The 16,265-nt window shown below is 53.2% G+C and carries 16 protein-coding genes; 12 read left to right on the top strand and 4 right to left on the bottom strand.

Translation table 11 applies throughout. The features are described 5' to 3' along the window. Positions 1 to 32 precede the first annotated feature (32 nt). The gene (locus tag AC13H5_RS00905) at positions 33 to 740 is read left to right on the top strand and encodes a hypothetical protein (protein ID WP_483546153.1); all 708 of its coding nucleotides are present in this window, start codon (positions 33 to 35) and stop codon (positions 738 to 740) included. Positions 741 to 769: 29 nt separating this feature from the next. On the opposite strand, the gene AC13H5_RS00910 is transcribed toward AC13H5_RS00905, so the two are convergent. After that, positions 770 to 1,339, bottom strand: a complete 570-nt coding sequence (locus tag AC13H5_RS00910; protein WP_214827782.1) for a hypothetical protein — start codon at positions 1,337 to 1,339, stop codon at positions 770 to 772. A gap of 142 nt (positions 1,340 to 1,481) precedes the next feature. Between AC13H5_RS00910 and AC13H5_RS00915 the strand changes: the two genes are divergently transcribed. From AC13H5_RS00915 to AC13H5_RS00940, 6 genes are all read left to right on the top strand, one after another. Then, on the top strand, positions 1,482 to 2,132 hold the full coding sequence (locus tag AC13H5_RS00915; protein WP_483546154.1) for a response regulator transcription factor: 651 nt from the start codon (positions 1,482 to 1,484) through the stop codon (positions 2,130 to 2,132). After that, on the top strand, positions 2,129 to 3,406 hold the full coding sequence (locus AC13H5_RS00920; RefSeq protein WP_034780538.1) for a sensor histidine kinase: 1,278 nt from the start codon (positions 2,129 to 2,131) through the stop codon (positions 3,404 to 3,406). The genes AC13H5_RS00915 and AC13H5_RS00920 overlap by 4 nt, the downstream gene beginning before the upstream one ends. Next, entirely contained in the window at positions 3,397 to 4,137 is a 741-nt protein-coding gene (locus tag AC13H5_RS00925; RefSeq protein WP_084592953.1) for an AAA family ATPase, read from the top strand. Before AC13H5_RS00920 ends, AC13H5_RS00925 begins: the two co-directional genes overlap by 10 nt. Positions 4,138 to 4,348: 211 nt before the next feature. Continuing rightward, positions 4,349 to 5,200: a BglG family transcription antiterminator LicT gene (gene licT, locus AC13H5_RS00930; RefSeq protein ID WP_034780544.1), complete on the top strand. Its 852-nt coding sequence runs from the start codon at positions 4,349 to 4,351 to the stop codon at positions 5,198 to 5,200. A gap of 99 nt (positions 5,201 to 5,299) precedes the next feature. Next, positions 5,300 to 7,150 (top strand): beta-glucoside-specific PTS transporter subunit IIABC, encoded by a 1,851-nt coding sequence (locus AC13H5_RS00935; RefSeq protein WP_483546155.1) that lies wholly within the window; start codon positions 5,300 to 5,302, stop codon positions 7,148 to 7,150. A 14-nt stretch (positions 7,151 to 7,164) separates the two neighbouring features. Beyond that, on the top strand, positions 7,165 to 8,610 hold the full coding sequence (locus AC13H5_RS00940) for a glycoside hydrolase family 1 protein (protein ID WP_214754354.1): 1,446 nt from the start codon (positions 7,165 to 7,167) through the stop codon (positions 8,608 to 8,610). A 120-nt stretch (positions 8,611 to 8,730) separates the two neighbouring features. Here the strand turns inward: AC13H5_RS00940 and AC13H5_RS00945 are convergent, their stop codons facing one another. Beyond that, positions 8,731 to 9,165 carry a DUF6188 family protein gene (locus tag AC13H5_RS00945; protein ID WP_214710730.1) on the bottom strand — a complete coding sequence of 145 codons (435 nt, stop codon included), beginning with the start codon at positions 9,163 to 9,165 and terminating at the stop codon, positions 8,731 to 8,733. A 238-nt stretch (positions 9,166 to 9,403) separates the two neighbouring features. On the opposite strand from AC13H5_RS00945, the gene AC13H5_RS00950 reads away from it, so the two are divergent. Next, positions 9,404 to 10,921, top strand: coding sequence for a sensor domain-containing diguanylate cyclase (locus AC13H5_RS00950; protein WP_214754352.1), 1,518 nt, complete (start codon positions 9,404 to 9,406; stop codon positions 10,919 to 10,921). Next, complete coding sequence (locus AC13H5_RS00955) at positions 10,918 to 11,412, top strand: hypothetical protein (RefSeq protein ID WP_034780556.1); 495 nt, start codon at positions 10,918 to 10,920, stop codon at positions 11,410 to 11,412. Before AC13H5_RS00950 ends, AC13H5_RS00955 begins: the two co-directional genes overlap by 4 nt. Positions 11,413 to 11,450: 38 nt before the next feature. On the opposite strand, the gene AC13H5_RS00960 is transcribed toward AC13H5_RS00955, so the two are convergent. Together AC13H5_RS00960 and AC13H5_RS00965 are read right to left on the bottom strand one after the other, a co-directional pair. Beyond that, positions 11,451 to 12,323 carry an ROK family protein gene (locus AC13H5_RS00960; RefSeq protein ID WP_214754348.1) on the bottom strand — a complete coding sequence of 291 codons (873 nt, stop codon included), beginning with the start codon at positions 12,321 to 12,323 and terminating at the stop codon, positions 11,451 to 11,453. 13 nt (positions 12,324 to 12,336) lie between these two features. Beyond that, entirely contained in the window at positions 12,337 to 14,121 is a 1,785-nt protein-coding gene (locus AC13H5_RS00965; protein ID WP_483546156.1) for a type I phosphomannose isomerase catalytic subunit, read from the bottom strand. A 141-nt stretch (positions 14,122 to 14,262) separates the two neighbouring features. Here AC13H5_RS00965 and AC13H5_RS00970 point away from each other — a divergent pair, with 141 nt between their 5' ends. From AC13H5_RS00970 to celB, 3 genes are read left to right on the top strand one after another with little or no spacing between them, the layout of a single operon-like run. Beyond that, positions 14,263 to 14,559: a PTS sugar transporter subunit IIB gene (locus AC13H5_RS00970; RefSeq protein ID WP_021067999.1), complete on the top strand. Its 297-nt coding sequence runs from the start codon at positions 14,263 to 14,265 to the stop codon at positions 14,557 to 14,559. Between the two features lie 4 nt (positions 14,560 to 14,563). Then, positions 14,564 to 14,908 carry a PTS sugar transporter subunit IIA gene (locus AC13H5_RS00975; RefSeq protein ID WP_021068000.1) on the top strand — a complete coding sequence of 115 codons (345 nt, stop codon included), beginning with the start codon at positions 14,564 to 14,566 and terminating at the stop codon, positions 14,906 to 14,908. A 23-nt stretch (positions 14,909 to 14,931) separates the two neighbouring features. Further along, positions 14,932 to 16,242, top strand: coding sequence for a PTS cellobiose transporter subunit IIC (celB, locus tag AC13H5_RS00980; protein ID WP_483546539.1), 1,311 nt, complete (start codon positions 14,932 to 14,934; stop codon positions 16,240 to 16,242). Positions 16,243 to 16,265 lie beyond the last annotated feature (23 nt).

Genomic DNA, 16,265 nt, shown 5'->3' on the forward strand with positions numbered 1-16,265 from the left:
CGGCTTTCGGGTAACGTGTCGGAGGTGACTGGATGTTTTGGTTAAGCTTGTTGTTCGCCATCGGATTTGCCTTGATTCATTACTTCTCTGGACAGTTGATTCACGTGCGCGAGACGCCGCGGAGCCGGTTTCTGTCACTCGCCGGCGGTGTCGCCGTCGCCTATGTGTTTCTACACCTTTTACCTGAGCTGAACGAATATCAACGCGAGCTCGAAGGACATCTCGAGAGTGGGCTGTTCGCCTCGATCGAGAATCACATCCTCGTCGTCAGCATGCTCGGATTGGCCGTGTTTTATGGGCTGGAACGGTTGGCCACGCAAATGAAACGGCGTGGCAACGGCAGCGTTTTTTGGATTCACATGGCGTTGTTCATCGTCTACAACTTCAGCATCGGCTATGTGCTCGCGGAGAGCGAGTTCGATACGGCATGGGCAATGACACTCTACTTTGTCGCATTAGGGATTCATTTCATCACGGTCGACCAGGGTCTGAGGCATCACCATCAGGAGTCGTACGACAGGCGAGGCCGATTGTGGTTGTCGTTGGCCGTGCTTGCCGGGTGGAGCGTCGGCGCATTTTCAGCGCTCCATGAAGTGACGCTGTCGATGATTGTCGCGTTCTTGGCCGGGGGGATTATTTTGAACGTCATGAAAGAAGAGCTGCCAGAAGAACGAGACAGCAGCTTTCGTGCGTTTGCTGTCGGGCTCATCGGATACGCTTTACTGTTATTGGCCATATGAAAAGGCAACCCTCGCGGTTGCCTTTTTGCTTACAGTGAATTGGTGCTCTGATTGTCTACGTTATCATCGGCCGCAGGTGTGTCCTCATCTTGGTTCGGGCCACCGAATTGACCACCGTGATGAGGGCCATGCCCGCCTCCGTGACGTCCACCGCCAAAGCCGCGCATGTCGCCTAAGTCGTCGTAACTCGTGATGTCAGCAAAACGTTCTTCGTGGTCGGCAAGAATCGCGTCGGCCTCATCTTGCGTCAAGTCACCGGATTCGATGGCTGCCTCAAGTTTCGCTTCATGAGAAGTGATGATCGCCTCGATGAACTGTTCGATGGTGATTCCTGTTTCTTCCGCGAGTTCGGGAAGCGATTGTCCTTCTTCTCGCGCTGCTTCCACCTCGGCTTCGGTCAAGCCAAGCGCCTCGAGCAAAGCGGCCTGCCCGGCTGCCCGGTCACCGAACATGCCCCGCTCGCCGCGTTCTCCGCGTTCGCATTGGGTCGTCGTTTCCGTTCCGTCGGTTGTTGTCGTATCGTTCGTGGCGGCATAGACGCCGGTTCCTGAGACGGCAAGTAGGCCGGCCAGGGCGATGGCTAATTTAGATGTTTTCATATTAATCTCCTCCTTTACTACTTCAAGTGTAGGACGTGGACGTTCAAAAGTTGTGAGGGAGTTGCAAGGTTTCTGCAAATTGTCTTTGGGAAACGATGGGTTCGTTACCCGATGCGATATAATGGGAGTGGAGGCGATAGAGATGAACGTACTCGTAGTCGAAGATGAACCGAAATTAGCGGACGGGCTCGCCCGCTTTTTAACGTACGCGGGGTTTCACGTCAGTGTGGCCGGTACACTCGCCGAAGCGAAACGGCAGCTCGAGCAACCGTTCGATGCGGTCCTGCTCGACGTTCGTCTGCCAGACGGGGAAGGTTGGACGCTCATTCCAAAATTGAAGACGCTCAAGCCGCGACCGGTTATCATCTTGGCGACGGCACGAGGAGAGGCGGATGACCGTGTGTTCGGCCTCGAGCTCGGGGCCGACGATTATTTGGTCAAACCGATCGTGTTAAAGGAACTCGAAATTCGCCTGAAACGTCTCGTCAAACAGACGGACGAGATTTCGTTCGGCGACATGACGGTGGACGCACGTTCACGCACGGTGACCGATCACGGCCAAGCGATTCGGATGACCAATAAAGAATACGAGTTGCTCCTCTTCTTCTTGAAACATAGCGGAGAAGCGCTCGATCGCAACCGCCTACTCGACGAGGTGTGGGATTATACGTTCGCCGGGGACACGCGCACGGTCGACACGCACGTCAAACAGTTGCGTGACAAATTGCCGACGATGAAGCGGTACTTGAAGACGGTGCATCGCGTCGGTTATCGATTGGAGGAAGTCCGATGAGCCGGTTGATGAAGAAGTTGCTCTGGACCGCGATTCTCCCTCTCGTCGTCATGGCGGTGCTCACATTTGGTCTGACATCACTCCTGATTGGGCGTTTCGCGGAGACGGAGAGCTATGACCAACTCGAGCGTGAAGCGGACATCGTGTATGAGGCGCTTGTGGATGGACGCGGCATACCGGGTCAACTCGATGTTCTCGTGTTTCAAGACGGGGAGGCGGTCAATCTTGATCGTGGGGGCAGGATGCGTCGACATATGTCGCCAGTCCTCGATCCAGACTTACTTTCCGAACGAGATGAGGTCAGTGTGAACGGGGCGCGGTTATTGACGTTCCTTCGGGAAGAAGGGGATGTACAAATCGTGACGTACGCACCCGTCCCGCTGTCGAATCCGCAGTTTCGTCAAATCTACGTCATTCTCGGGAGCGGGTTCTTGCTCGCGCTCATCGTCGCCGTCGGTGTGACGTATTGGATGGGGCGGCGTTTGACGTCCCCGCTCGTCGAGTTGAAGCAGGCGACCACAGCCATCATGTCGGGCCGGCATGACATCACACTACCGCCTGTCACCGACGACGAGATTGGAGATTTGACGGAAGCGGTCCGTCAGATGAACACATCACTCGAAGAGAAAGAACGGATGCAAAATACATTCATCTCAGGGGTTACGCACGATGTCCGGACCCCGCTTGCCATTGTCCGGAACGAGGCCGAAATGCTTGAACTCGGTGTCGTCAAACAAGAAGATGTGGCGGCGACGGGTCGCAGTTTAACCGAGGAAGTCGATCGGATCGATCGGCTCGTCAGTCAGATGCTCGAATACTCCAAACTATCCGCGGGCAACGTGACACTTTCGCTCGAGTCCGTTCGTTTGGATGCATTGATTAAAGAGACTGTCTCGCGGATGGATGAATGGTTCCGTCATAAGGAAGTGACGGTCACACTTGAACTCGTCGAGGACGCGGTCGTCCAGGCGGACCGATTGGCGATGGAGCGTGTGCTGTCGAACTTTCTTCAGAACGCGTATCACGCCAGTCCACTAGGAGGTGTGATCACGATCAGGCTCTCCGAGCGACGGCTTGAAATCGAAGACGAAGGGCCGGGCATTGCCGAGACGATGCGCGCCAACATCTGGGATATGTATGTGAAAGGGGACCGTTCGAACGGTCACGGACTTGGTCTGGCTATCAACAAGCTGTTGCTCGAGGCTCAAGGGCTCGTTTACGGAGTCGAATCGAGAGAGGGAGAGGGGGCGTTGTTTTGGATCGAATGGGACTAAACTTATTTTTGCGGGGTGTCCGCTTAGAGCGAGATCGGATTGAAAAGCCAGGGTACCCGTTCTCGCTACCGATTTTTGATGGATTTGATGAATTGACGCTGACGAAGCCGGTCACGTTCTTGGTTGGTGAGAATGGGAGCGGGAAATCGACGTTGGTCGAAGGGATGGCCATCGCCGCTGGATTCAATCCGGAAGGCGGCGCGACGACGTTCCGTTTTGAGACCGAGTCGACACATAGCCCGCTGTTCGAAGCGCTTCGTCCGATTCGGGGCGCGTACCGGCCGAAAGACGGATTTTTCCTCCGGGCCGAGACGGCATATCAACTGTCGAGCTATGTGGATGAGATCGCGCGAACGTCGCCCGACCCGGAACGGTTTTATGCGTCCTACGGCGGTCGATCGCTCCATGAGCAGTCGCACGGGGAGGCGTTCTTGTCGCTCATGCTCCATCGTTTCCGAGACGGCGGACTGTATATTTTAGATGAGCCCGAGGCCGCCTTGTCCCCGATGCGGCAGTTGACGATGCTCGCAAGGATGCATGAACTCGTCCAGTCGGGAAGTCAATTCATCATCGCGACCCATTCGCCAATCCTCATGTCGTATCCGGACGCCGACATCCTCCAAGTCGAGACGGGACTCCGGCCGACGACGTTCGATGAACTCGAGCACGTCCGTGTCATGCGCGACTTTCTAGCGGCACCGGAACGGATGCAACGTATCCTATTCGAATGAAAAACGGTCACGGTGTAAGCGTTTTATTTTTATGTTGACGTCAAGATTTCAAGGGGGTATGCTAGTAGCGAGAAGAAGAAAATCCACTTTGGGATTGTTACTGGTCAAGCAGGCAAAACCTAAATTGATGCCGATCATCCAGATGTGGGGACCGGTGTGAATTTAGGTTTTTTTCTTTTCAATCGAACTTGAGCGGAGGTGAATTGATTCCATGCAAATTTCAAAAGTGTTCAACAATAACGTCGTGGCCATTCAAGCGAACGGTCAAGAACAAGTCGTCATGGGACGGGGAATCGCGTTCCAAAAGCGTCCAGGCGATGCAATCGATCAAACGCGGATTGAAAAAGTCTTTACGCTCGAGAGTAAAGAAAGCCATGAACGGTTCGTCCATTTTTTGAATGAGATGCCGGCTACCGAGATGGATACGGTCAAAGAAATCGTCAAGCTCGCGGAGACGCGACTCGAGAAGCCGGTCCATGACTCGCTTTATGTGACCCTCGCCGACCACATCCATTTCGCGCTCAGCCGATATCGAGATGGAATCATCATCCGTAACCCGCTCGTTTGGGAAGTGAAGCGGTTTTATGGACCCGAGTTCGCGATCGGGAAAGAAGCGGTCGCCCTGATTAACGACCGGCATGACGTCAAGTTAGACGAGGACGAGGCGGTCGCGATCGCCCTCCATCTCGTCAACGCGACGATGTCGGGTGCCAAAGGTGAGAACTTACATCTCGTCACCGAGATGACGCGTGCCACGCAAGCGATTCTCACCATCATCACGTACCACTTTCAAATCGATTTGGACGAAGAGTCGTACGCCTACTCACGGTTTTTGACCCACTTGAAATACTTCGTCCAACGGCTCGCCTCCGGGGAGAAGATTAAACCCGGCGGTGATGAGACGCTGTTTGAGATGGTGAAGCTGCGTTATCCGGACGCTTATGAGTGTGTCGAGAAAATCGCAGGGTTGATCGCCACGAAGTACAATTACGAGGTCTCGACCGATGAGCGGTTGTATATGATGATTCATATCGAAAACTTAATGAAAGAACGACGATCCTAAGGATGGTTACTGATGATGCAGGCCAAACCTAAATGACGACACCTCCCGTGTGCGTTCATTTAGGTTTTTCTTTTTACACAAATTGAAGGAGTGAACACTATGAGCCAAACAAAAACGCTCGCGGCGGACATCATTCGTCACGTCGGCGGGAAAGATAACGTCAAAAGCGTGTTCCATTGTGCGACACGGCTACGTTTTAAATTAAAAGATGAACAGAAAGCCAATCCCGAGGCGTTAAAAAACCATGATGGTGTCATCACGGTCGTCCAAAGCGGCGGTCAGTTCCAAGTCGTCATCGGCAACAACGTCCCTTACGTCTACCAAGACGTGGTCGAGGCGGGCGGATTCCAGACGTCATCGAACGACGATACGGAAAAAACGGGCGTCTTTAACCGGTTGATTGATGTGATTGCGGGGATTTTTACCCCGATTCTCGGTCCGATGGCCGGTAGCGGTCTATTGAAAGGGTTGCTCGCAATTCTCGTCGCCCTCGGCCTGCTCACGCAAGACATGGGCACGTATATTGTCTTGAACGCAGCGGCTGACGCGCTCTTCTACTTCCTACCGGTCATTCTCGGCCATTCGGCAGCGAAGAAGTTTGGCGGCAATCCGTATATCGGGATGATTATCGGGGGTGCGCTCGTCTACCCGGCCATCGTCGCGATGCAAGGAGCGGGCGAGTCGCTCACGTTCCTCACGGTACCGGTCGTCTTGATGAGCTACGCGTCATCGGTCATTCCAATCATCTTAGCAGCGTATGTGTCATCGAAAATTGAGACATTCTTTAACAAACACACGCATGAAGCGGTCCGTAACTTCACGACCCCGATGATGGCACTCTTGATCGTCGTCCCGCTCACATTCCTCGCGATCGGTCCGGTCGCGACATACGCGAGCCAAGGACTCGCCGGCGGCTATTCGTTCTTATATGAACTCAGTCCGGTCGTCGCTATCGCCTTCATCGGCGCGTTCTGGCAAGTGCTCGTCATGTTCGGTCTCCACTGGGGGCTCGTGCCGATCATCATCAACAACTTGGCGGTCGTCGGCATGGACACGATCGTCGTCGGAGTCCTCATGGCGACGTTCGGTCAGGTCGGGGCAACGCTCGCCATCACATTGAAGGCGCGTGACCCGAAGACGAAAGGGCTCGGGACGTCATCGACGATTGCCGGCGTGTTCGGCATCACAGAGCCAGCGATTTATGGATTGACGCTTCCGCGCAAGAAACCGTTCGTCTTCGGGATGGTTGGCGGTGCGGCCGGCGGGGTCGTCGGCGGTATGCTTGGCACGGCGGCTTACGCGATGGGTGGTCTCGGCGTGTTCAGTATCCCGGTCATGATTCCGGCGACGGGTCTCGATATGACGTTCTACGGCGCCTTGATCGGTCTTGTGGTCGCGACACTCGTCTCGTTCGGACTCACGTTCGCATTCCATAAAGAAGTCGAGACAGGCGAACAGACAACGGCAGAAGTAGCGCCGGCCGTATCGGAGCACGTCGGTTTCCCGGTATCGGCTCCAGTCAAAGGAGAAGCGGTTTCCCTCGAGACCGTTCGCGATGAAGTGTTCTCGAGCGGCGCGATGGGGAAAGGACTTGCCATCATGCCGACAGAAGGGGTCGTCTACGCCCCATTCGATGGCGAAGTCGTCACGGTCTTCCAATCGAAGCACGCCATCGGACTCCGCTCACATAGCGGCGTCGAAGTATTGATTCACGTCGGGCTCGACACGGTCCAGCTCGGTGGGAAACATTTTGAAACGTTCGTCCAAGCCGGACAGCGTGTGACCGAGGGCGAGGTGTTAGTGAAATTTGATCTAGAAGCCATTGCCCAAGCCGGTTATGACACGATTACCCCGGTAATTGTCACGAATACAGGGAATTACTTAGATGTCTTGCCGACACATGTCGGCATCGTCGAACCAAACCACGGCGTCTTGCGCGTCTTAGCCTAAGAGGAGGAACAAACATGAAACAAGTAGCGAAGAACTTTTTATGGGGTGGCGCCACGGCGGCGAACCAATTTGAAGGTGGATACCAAGAAGGTGGAAAAGGGCTCTCGATCGCGGATGTGATGCCGGGCGGCAAAGACCGAATGAAAATCATTCATGACCCGACGTTCGATTTCGAGTTGCATGACGAGTACACATACCCGAACCATGAAGGCATCGACTTCTATCATCACTACAAGGAAGACATCGCCCTCTTCAAAGAGATGGGCTTCAAGACGTTCCGCATGTCGATCGCTTGGTCGCGCATCTTCCCGAATGGAGATGAGCTCGAACCAAACGAGGAAGGGCTCAAATTCTATGACCGCGTCATCGATGAACTCGTCGCGCAAGGAATCGAGCCACTCGTCACGATTTCACATTACGAGTTGCCGCTCCATTTGGCGACAGCATACGGTGGTTGGCGCGACCGTCGCCTCGTGACATTCTTCGAGCGATACAGCCGTGTCTTGTTCGAACGTTACCAAGGCAAGGTCAAATATTGGCTCACGTTCAATGAAATCAACGGGGCCCAGTTCATGCCGATGCTCAGTCTCGGAATGGCGATTCGTGAAGGGGACGACCAGTTGCAGTTGACGTACCAAGGGTTGCACCATCAACTCGTGGCAAGTGCGCTCGCGACAAAAGCGGCAAAAGAGATCGATCCGTCGATGCAAATCGGCTGCATGCTTATCGCGGCGCCGGTCTATCCGTACAGCTCGAATCCGGAAGACATCTGGTATGCACACGACGCCGAGCGCATGATGAACTTTTTCTGTGGCGACGTCCATGTCCGTGGTGAGTATCCATCATTCGCGAAACGCTTCTTCCGTGAGAACGGAATCGAACTCGTGATGGAAGACGGGGACCTCGAGACACTGAAAGCGAACACGGTCGACTTTTTCTCGCTCAGCTACTATATGTCGCGTACCGAGAAAGCGGAGAAGACGGAAGACGAGGCAGCGGGGAACATTATGAGCGGGGTGAAAAACCCTTACCTCAAGGCGAGCGACTGGGGTTGGGAAATCGATCCGATGGGACTTCGCGTCATCTTGAACAAACTGTATGAGCGCTATGAATTGCCGCTCTTCATCGTCGAGAATGGTCTCGGTGCTTATGACAAGGTTGAAGCGGACGGTTCGGTTCATGACGATTATCGGATTGAGTACTTGCGTGACCATTTGAAAGCGATGGTGGAGGCGATTGAAGACGGTGTCGACGTCATTGGCTATACGAGCTGGGGCTGTATCGACCTCGTCAGTGCATCGACCGGGGAGTACAGCAAGCGTTACGGCTTCATCTACGTCGATAAGCATGACGACGGGTCGGGGACGCTCGAGCGTTCGCGGAAAGACTCGTTCTTCTGGTATCAAGACGTCATCCAGACGAACGGGGCGAGCTTGTTCGAAGATGAGACGGTAAAATAAGAAAAGAGCGGCCGCGGCCGCTCTTTTCTTATGCTTTCGTGACTTTGCGCAAGACGATGATCGCGAGACTGACACCACCGGCAATCAACATATACGTGAGAATCTCCGTCCAGGCTGCCATCAGACGTCTTCCTCTGCAAAGACGGCCAAGTCCCCTTGAGGCATGGCGACGAGTAAGAAGTGTTCGCCTCCGAGCGGACGGGCGTCTCCGGCCTGCCAACTTTCATACTGTTCGTGATAGCCGTTCACGAACAGGACGGCTCCAGATTCAAATGTCAGTTCAAGATGGGGATTGTCTTCAGATAACAGGATGGAACGGACGCGTTCACGCCGGAGTCCGACGAGGTGATGGAGTTGTTCATCTTCGTTGAACGAAGGTCCAGATGAATGGACGTACCAAGGTCCTTCAATCGAGAGCCACGACTCGTTGCCGTCTCGGTTGAAGTAGAGTAGATGATGATTGGGGCCGGAACCAAAGTCGATTCCGACGAAGGAAGACGCGTTAAACAAATGCTGTAAAATCCGTGTTGCTTCAAGATGTTCGGTACGGGTCACGCTTCCACCTCGCTTAAATAGGTTAGTTAATTCCATCATTCCACGTTACTTCGCTAAAGTAAATGAAAGGATTATGTGAAATCACTCATATGAGAAAGAACAAGCGAGTTCGACAACTTATGGAAAATACTTCAAGTAAGTTAAAAGTTTGGTCAGTGATTGGACAAATCCGGTCCCGCGTTCGATGATTCGACTTATAATCAAATGTATAGATGACTCGATGAAACGAGGGGTAACCATGGTTTATGGCCTATTGATTGGCGGCATCATCCTAATCACCATCGTCCTCAACGTCCTTCGGTTGATGACGACCCCCGCCTTGAATCGCTGGCTGCTCGCAGGGACGAGCAGCCTTGTCGTGATTTGGCACGGGGTGTTGTTCGATTTTTATGATTTACATTGGTCAGTGCTGTTATTGATTATGACAGGGCTCGTCTGTTTTCACTGGAAAGGCATGACTGTTGCAATCATGGTCAGCTGGCTTTTAGTATACAGTCAATCGGGAACGCTGTCGTTCCCGCTTTTGCTTAGTTATATCTTCTTCGGGCTAGGGGCAGCGTTGCTCTTTGGTTACGTCAACCAGTTGAAGCGAGAGCGATCAAGCCGGTTGCGGATGCTGACGGCGAGTTCCCGTCAATTGAACGTCTTCCGGGAAGTCAGTTTTACGATGCAAGACACGCTCGACCCGGACCGATTGCTGCAAACGATTTTGACATCGGTGACGGCGGGGCACGGACTCGGCTTTAACCGATCGATCATCTTTTTCGCTGATTTGGAAAAAGATAGTATTTACGGAGTCATGGGAACGGGTCCGATGAATCCGGAAGACGGGTTTCACATTTGGGAAGAAATCACCCGGCAACATTATGATCTCCAAGGACTGATTGATGAGAAAGAGACGGACTCGACACACGATGAACAGTTGAACGAACGGATTCGGAAAATGACGATCCCGTTTCATGCAGACCATCTGTTCAAACAGACACTTGACTCGGGACGGCCGCTCCACGTCTACGCGAGCATCACCGATGATCCGGTGCTGCGCATGTTACATACCGACTTACAGATGGACGAGTGCACGATTTTTCCGCTCCATCATCAAGGAATTCCATACGGACTTCTCGTCATCGACAATGTCGTCAATAAAAAACCGATCACCCCTCAAAAGATTGACAGTGTCCGACCGATTGCGGAACAAGCCTCGCTCGCGCTCCATCAGACGATGCTGTACCAGCGCATCGAAACGTTGGCGCTTCGTGACGGGTTGACGCGTCTTAAAAACCATCGCTCGTTTGAACAAGATTTGGACGTTTTGTTCCGGGAGTGCGAAACGGACGAGCTGTCACTGATTGTGATGGATATTGACCATTTCAAGCATTTCAACGACACAAACGGTCACTTGGCTGGAAATGAGTTACTCACGCGGCTCGCGAGTGTCATTCGACGAAGCGTGCCGGATGAACAGATGGCGTATCGGTTCGGTGGCGAAGAGTTTGTCGTTCTCTTGCCGCAGTTCGACGAAGTCGAGGCGTCCCACGTCGCGGAGACGATTCGTGCGGCCGTGCTCGGCACCAACTTCATGTACGGGGAGCGACAACCAGGTGGTCAGTTAACGCTCAGCTTCGGTGTCGCTTCGAAGCACACGCTTCACGAACAGTCACGCGAACAGTTGATTGAGTGCGCCGATCAAGCGTTGTATGCGGCTAAATCACGAGGGAAAAACCAAGTCTGCCGCTGGGAAGGGGTACCGCTATGACCGAATTCAGTGTCATGATCATGACCGTCGCCTTTATCGCGACCATCTTGTTTACGAGCCGTCCGAGTTATCGGTTTGTGACGGGTAGTGTGGCCAACCGACATGCGGAGGCATTGGGCGTCTCGCTGAAAGACGTCTCATTCTCGTTCGACCAAATGGTGTATTTCATCGCCTTGCCGACAACGATTCCCGTAGTGCGGGATGCGATGAAAGAAGAGCTGGCCGTCGAACCGTATTATGAGTCGTATTTCTTTCCAGAAGTGAACGGCGTGCAAGTCTCGGTGAAATCAGGGTCCGCCGTGATTCCTATCGCCTATTTGCCGATTGACGACTTCAGCCTTCCCGTGTTGGATCGACACTTGGAGGCCGGCAAGGTTAATGAACGCGTCAACCGAACGATTCGGGCACACATGATCGTTCATGAGCGTACGCTCGCAGCGATTCGAGACGAGGTGTATCATCACCTCCATGAAGACCGCCTGGCACAATAAAAGGGTTTCCATCACAAACTTGTGATGGAAACCCTTTTTTACTGCGCTAACATGTGAAACCGTGCGGCACCGATCAAGTTGGCCTCGTTGAAGTGGGCACACGTCTCGACGTCGATGCGGAATGTTCCGAACGCGTCGCAAAGCGCATCCAAGTGTCGCTTGATGCCGTCCCGAACTTCCGGGCGACGACTGATGCCGCCACCGATTAAAATACGCTCCGGGTCGAGCCCGAATTGGAGGTTGTAGATGCCAATCGCGTTCCAGCGATAGAAGCGCTCCAGTTCCACCTGGATGATTGGGTCGCTTTGAAGCGCGAACACATCTTTTCCGGTAAGGGGACGTCCGAGTTGTTCACCGCATCGATGGACAAGAGCGGCCGTGGCACCGATTTTACTCCATGTCCCATCTGGGTGGGGAAGAGACGGGTCGAGAATCCAATATCCGAACTCACCGCCATGGAAGTGGGATCCGATCATCACCTGATCATGGTCGACGAATGCTCCGCCGACGCCCGTCCCGATGACGACCGTCGCGTAGCTCGTCACCGACGCCGCGGCACCGGTCCATCCTTCTGCGAGCGCTGCCGCGTTGGCATCGTTCAAGACAGTGACAGGCAAGTCATACCGTTCTTTGAACGCCTGTAAGAAAGGGCGATCATGAATGTAGGGAAGTGCACTGATTCCATGAATCACGCCGGTCGTCGAATCGACGGCGCCGGGCGCACTGAAGCCGATACCGTCGAAGCGGGCTTCGGCGGTCGTTTCGTTAAAGATCACATCGACTTGTTCGAGCAAGCCGTCCCACGTCGCAGGGGTTGGGACGTGTTTGTTTGACAGTAGGGTGCCATCGGATCGGACGACTCCGTATTTGATACTAGTTCCACCGATATCGATGGCTAAATAATGTTGCATTTCTTTCCACTCCTTATGGCAAGAACGCGGCCCCGATGACGCCAGCGTCGCCGTGCAACTCATGCAGGACGAGGGGGGTCGCTCCTCTCAAATGGGGGTATACTCGCATCGCGACCGCGTCTTGTAACTGATTCCAGTATAACGGAGCCGACGCTGTCACGCCTCCCCCGAGGATGATGATATCGGGGTCGACCGTATGGATGATGTTGGCGAGACCCGTTGCTAAATCCTCGACGAACGTATTGCGTTCGATGTTGTCTGTCAAAAGCGTCATCGAATCAGTCACTCCTTTAGTGAGGGCGCGTTCGTGAAGTGCCGTTCCACTCGCATGCGTCTCAAGCGCTCCGACGTTCAGTGTCGGATGTGCTGGTCCGTCCGTACGAATGATCATATTTCCGACTTCTCCGGCGCTACCGTGAGCCCCGCTAATCAAATTTTGCTTATAGACAAAACCGCCGCCAATCCCTGTGCTGACCGTGACGTAAAAGACGGAGTCGACATGACGGCCGGCCCCAAACTTTGCTTCGGCGAGCGCTGCTGCGTTGGCATCATTCTCTAACGTGACAGGTAGACCGAGCAGAGTGCATAGCGGCTCCACAATCGTCTGATGATGCCAGTTCGGGAGGTTTGGCGGGGTCAAAAACGCACCTCGTTTTAGGTCGAGCGGACCCGGTGCAGCGATACCGACGTGCGTGATGTCATATTCGAGTTGGAATCGTTCGACGGCAAGTGTGATTTGATTTAACAAGGCGTCGAGCTCAAGGTGAGGCTGTGTCTTCAATTTATATTGTTTCTCGACACGTCCGTCCGTCGACACGACGGCGACGCGTGTATTCGTGCCGCCCAAATCGATGCCGATGCGGGCTTTTTGTTTGATTGGGGATGAGACACCGGCGATGAGGCAGGTGGCCGTTCCGTCCAGCTGAAATGACTGACCTGCTGGCAATAGCAACGTCGCACCAATCTCGAAGGACGAACCGTCAATATCAAGTGTCCCTTCCACGACCGAAAGCAGGCGGAACGTATCTGTCGAGACGGATTCCTCGCGTTCGATGTTCCATTTTTCGACGAAGAAATACGGGTTACGTGTCAACTGTGTCCGGAAATGATCCAGGCGCAGGACAGGTTCCGCATAGTCGAGATGTGGTGCGAACGAGGCGAGGGCGCCTTGCTCGACATGGAGGTCACGAGTGTGTCCAGTTGATGTTTCAATTCGTTCGTAGTCGTAGAGACGGTACGTCGTGTCCGAACTCTGTTGAATCTCAAGGACGCACACGTCTTTCGTTAAGGCGTGTACGGTCCCGGCCGGAACGTACAGAAAATCGCCGCGGCTGACAGGTTTTCGAATTAAACCGGACATGACATCACCGGCTTCGAGCGCCTGTTGCAACGTCTCTTTCGACTCGAACGTATGCCCGTAGATGATTTCTCCTCCCTCTGGTGCGTCGAGGATGTACCAGCATTCATTCTTTCCGTAAGGTTGACCCTCGAGCGACTGTGCTAACGCATCGTCGGGATGGACTTGAATCGAAAGGTCATCGTTCGGGTCAATCCACTTGATCAATAACGGAAACACAGGTGAATCAATGCCGAACAGTTCTGGATGCGTGGCATAAAGGTCGTCTAGCGTTGTCCCGATATGCGATCCGGCAGACACGACGGAACTGCCTTGCGGCAACGCCGAGGCGGTCCATGCTTCGCCAATCGAGACTTCATCAAAACAAAAACCAAAACGCTTTAAGCGGTCGCCTCCCCAAAGACGATATTGATAATGCGGCTGTAACGGGATGATTTTCATCGTCAATTCCCTCACTCTCATTTATTATCATATACACTTTTAAATTTAAAAACTAAACAAACTTTAAATCAAGTATAGACATGAAATAAATCATGTGTATAATAAAACTTGTAAACGATTTCAAAAAAGGAGTGGTCGAACATGAAGAAGGTATTACTTGCTTGTAGTTCAGGAATGTCGACGAGCCTGCTCGTCACGAAAATGCAACAGCACGCGGCGTCAATCGGGGACGAAGCGAAAATTTGGGCAGTCGGTCAAGACCAGGTCGGTAAGGAGATGGAAGAAGCGGACGTCATCCTCATCGGACCGCAAATGCGCTTTTTGCTCGACAAATTGAAAGCGCAAACATCGAAACCGGTCGAAGTCATCGACATGATGGCCTACGGAACGGCGAATGGGAAAGCGGCGTATGAGCAAGCAATCAAATTGATGGGGTGAGGTCATGGAAGGAACGGAAGAGTTAACGTTAGAACAGATGGCGTTCATGATGATTTTGCACAGCGGCAACGCTCGGAGCACGATTCAAGAAGCCATCCAAACGTATAAGAACGGTTCATACGAAGCGTTTGAAGCGCAGCTGGCGACAGCACGTGAACAGTTAAAAGAAGCGCATCAGACGCACTTCGGCCAAATTCAAAAAGAGGCGAACGGGGAGAAGACGGACATGTCACTGTTGCTCCTTCACGCCGAAGACCATCTCATGTCGACCCAGACGATGCTCGATTTGACGGCAAGCCTGATCGAGATGATGGAGCAAAAGATTGTAAATCCTAATCAAGAAGGGTGAATCCTATGTCACAGGACAACAAAATGTTCTTACTGATCAGCAAGTTGCTCATGCCGATGGCGACTTACTTGAACAACAGTCGGTATTTGCAAGTATTACGGGATGCGTTCATGCTCGCGTTCCCGATTACCATGTTCGGTTCGATCGTCGTCGTTATCGCCAACTTGCCGTTCTTAGACAAGTTCATGTCGGAAGGGACGCTGAACGCGTTCAAATCGTCACTCGGTAACGCCCCATCGGCCACGATGGGAATCATGTCAATCTTCGTCGTTTTCGGTATTGGCTATTATCTTTCGAAAAGTTACAACGTCGAAGCCGTCTTCGGTGGGGCGATTTCGCTCGTATCGTTCCTCTTGTTGACACCGTTCCTCATCGAAGTCGAAGGAATGACAGAAGCGGTCGGTAACGTCCTCCCGCTCGATCGTCTTGGCGCCAAAGGAATGTTCCTCGCCATGATCACCGGTTTCCTCTCAGGTGAGATTTATCGATTCGTCGTTCAAAAGAACTGGACGATCAAAATGCCGGACGGCGTACCGCCGGCGGTGGCGAAGTCGTTCTCAGCGCTCGTACCGGCCTTGTTGACGCTCACGGTCTTCTTGCTCCTCAACATCGGTGTGACGAGCTTGTTCAATACGAACTTACATGACGTCATCTTCAACGTCGTGCAACAGCCGCTCGTTAAATTGGGTAACGGTCTCGTCCCAACGTTGATCGCCATCTTCTTCGTCCAATTGTTCTGGTTCTTCGGGTTGCACGGACAAGTCATCGTCAACTCGGTCATGGATCCAATTTGGAATACGTTGTCGCTTGAAAACTTGAACGCGTACACGGCGACCGGAGATGTGCCGAACATCATCAGTAAACAATTTGTCGAAATCTATACGGTCGGCCTTGGCGGCTCGGGCTCGACGCTTGCCGTCATCGTAGCGATTTTGTTGTTCTTGAAATCGAAGCAGTTGAAACAAATCGGGAAACTGTCACTCGGACCAGGGATCTTTAACGTCAACGAACCGGTCATTTTCGGTTTACCGATCGTTATGAACCCGCTCATCATGATTCCGTGGATCGTTGCTCCGCTCATCACGGTCACGGTCACTTACTTTGCGATGTCGACAGGGCTCGTCCCGCCGCCGACTGGGGTCGCGGTACCTTGGACCGTCCCGATGTTCATCAGCGGGATGATGGCGACGAACTCACTTGCCGGCGGATTGCTACAACTCGTCAACTTCTTGATCATCTTGGCGGTCTGGTTCCCATTCCTTAAATTTATTGACCGTTTGAACGTGAAGAAAGAACAGGAAGAAGCCGCTAACCGTAAAGACGAAGCGGTATGAATGAGAAATAGAGAATAAGGGAG

The sequence above is a fragment of the Exiguobacterium sp. FD-YE-25-4 genome, from assembly GCF_057004685.1.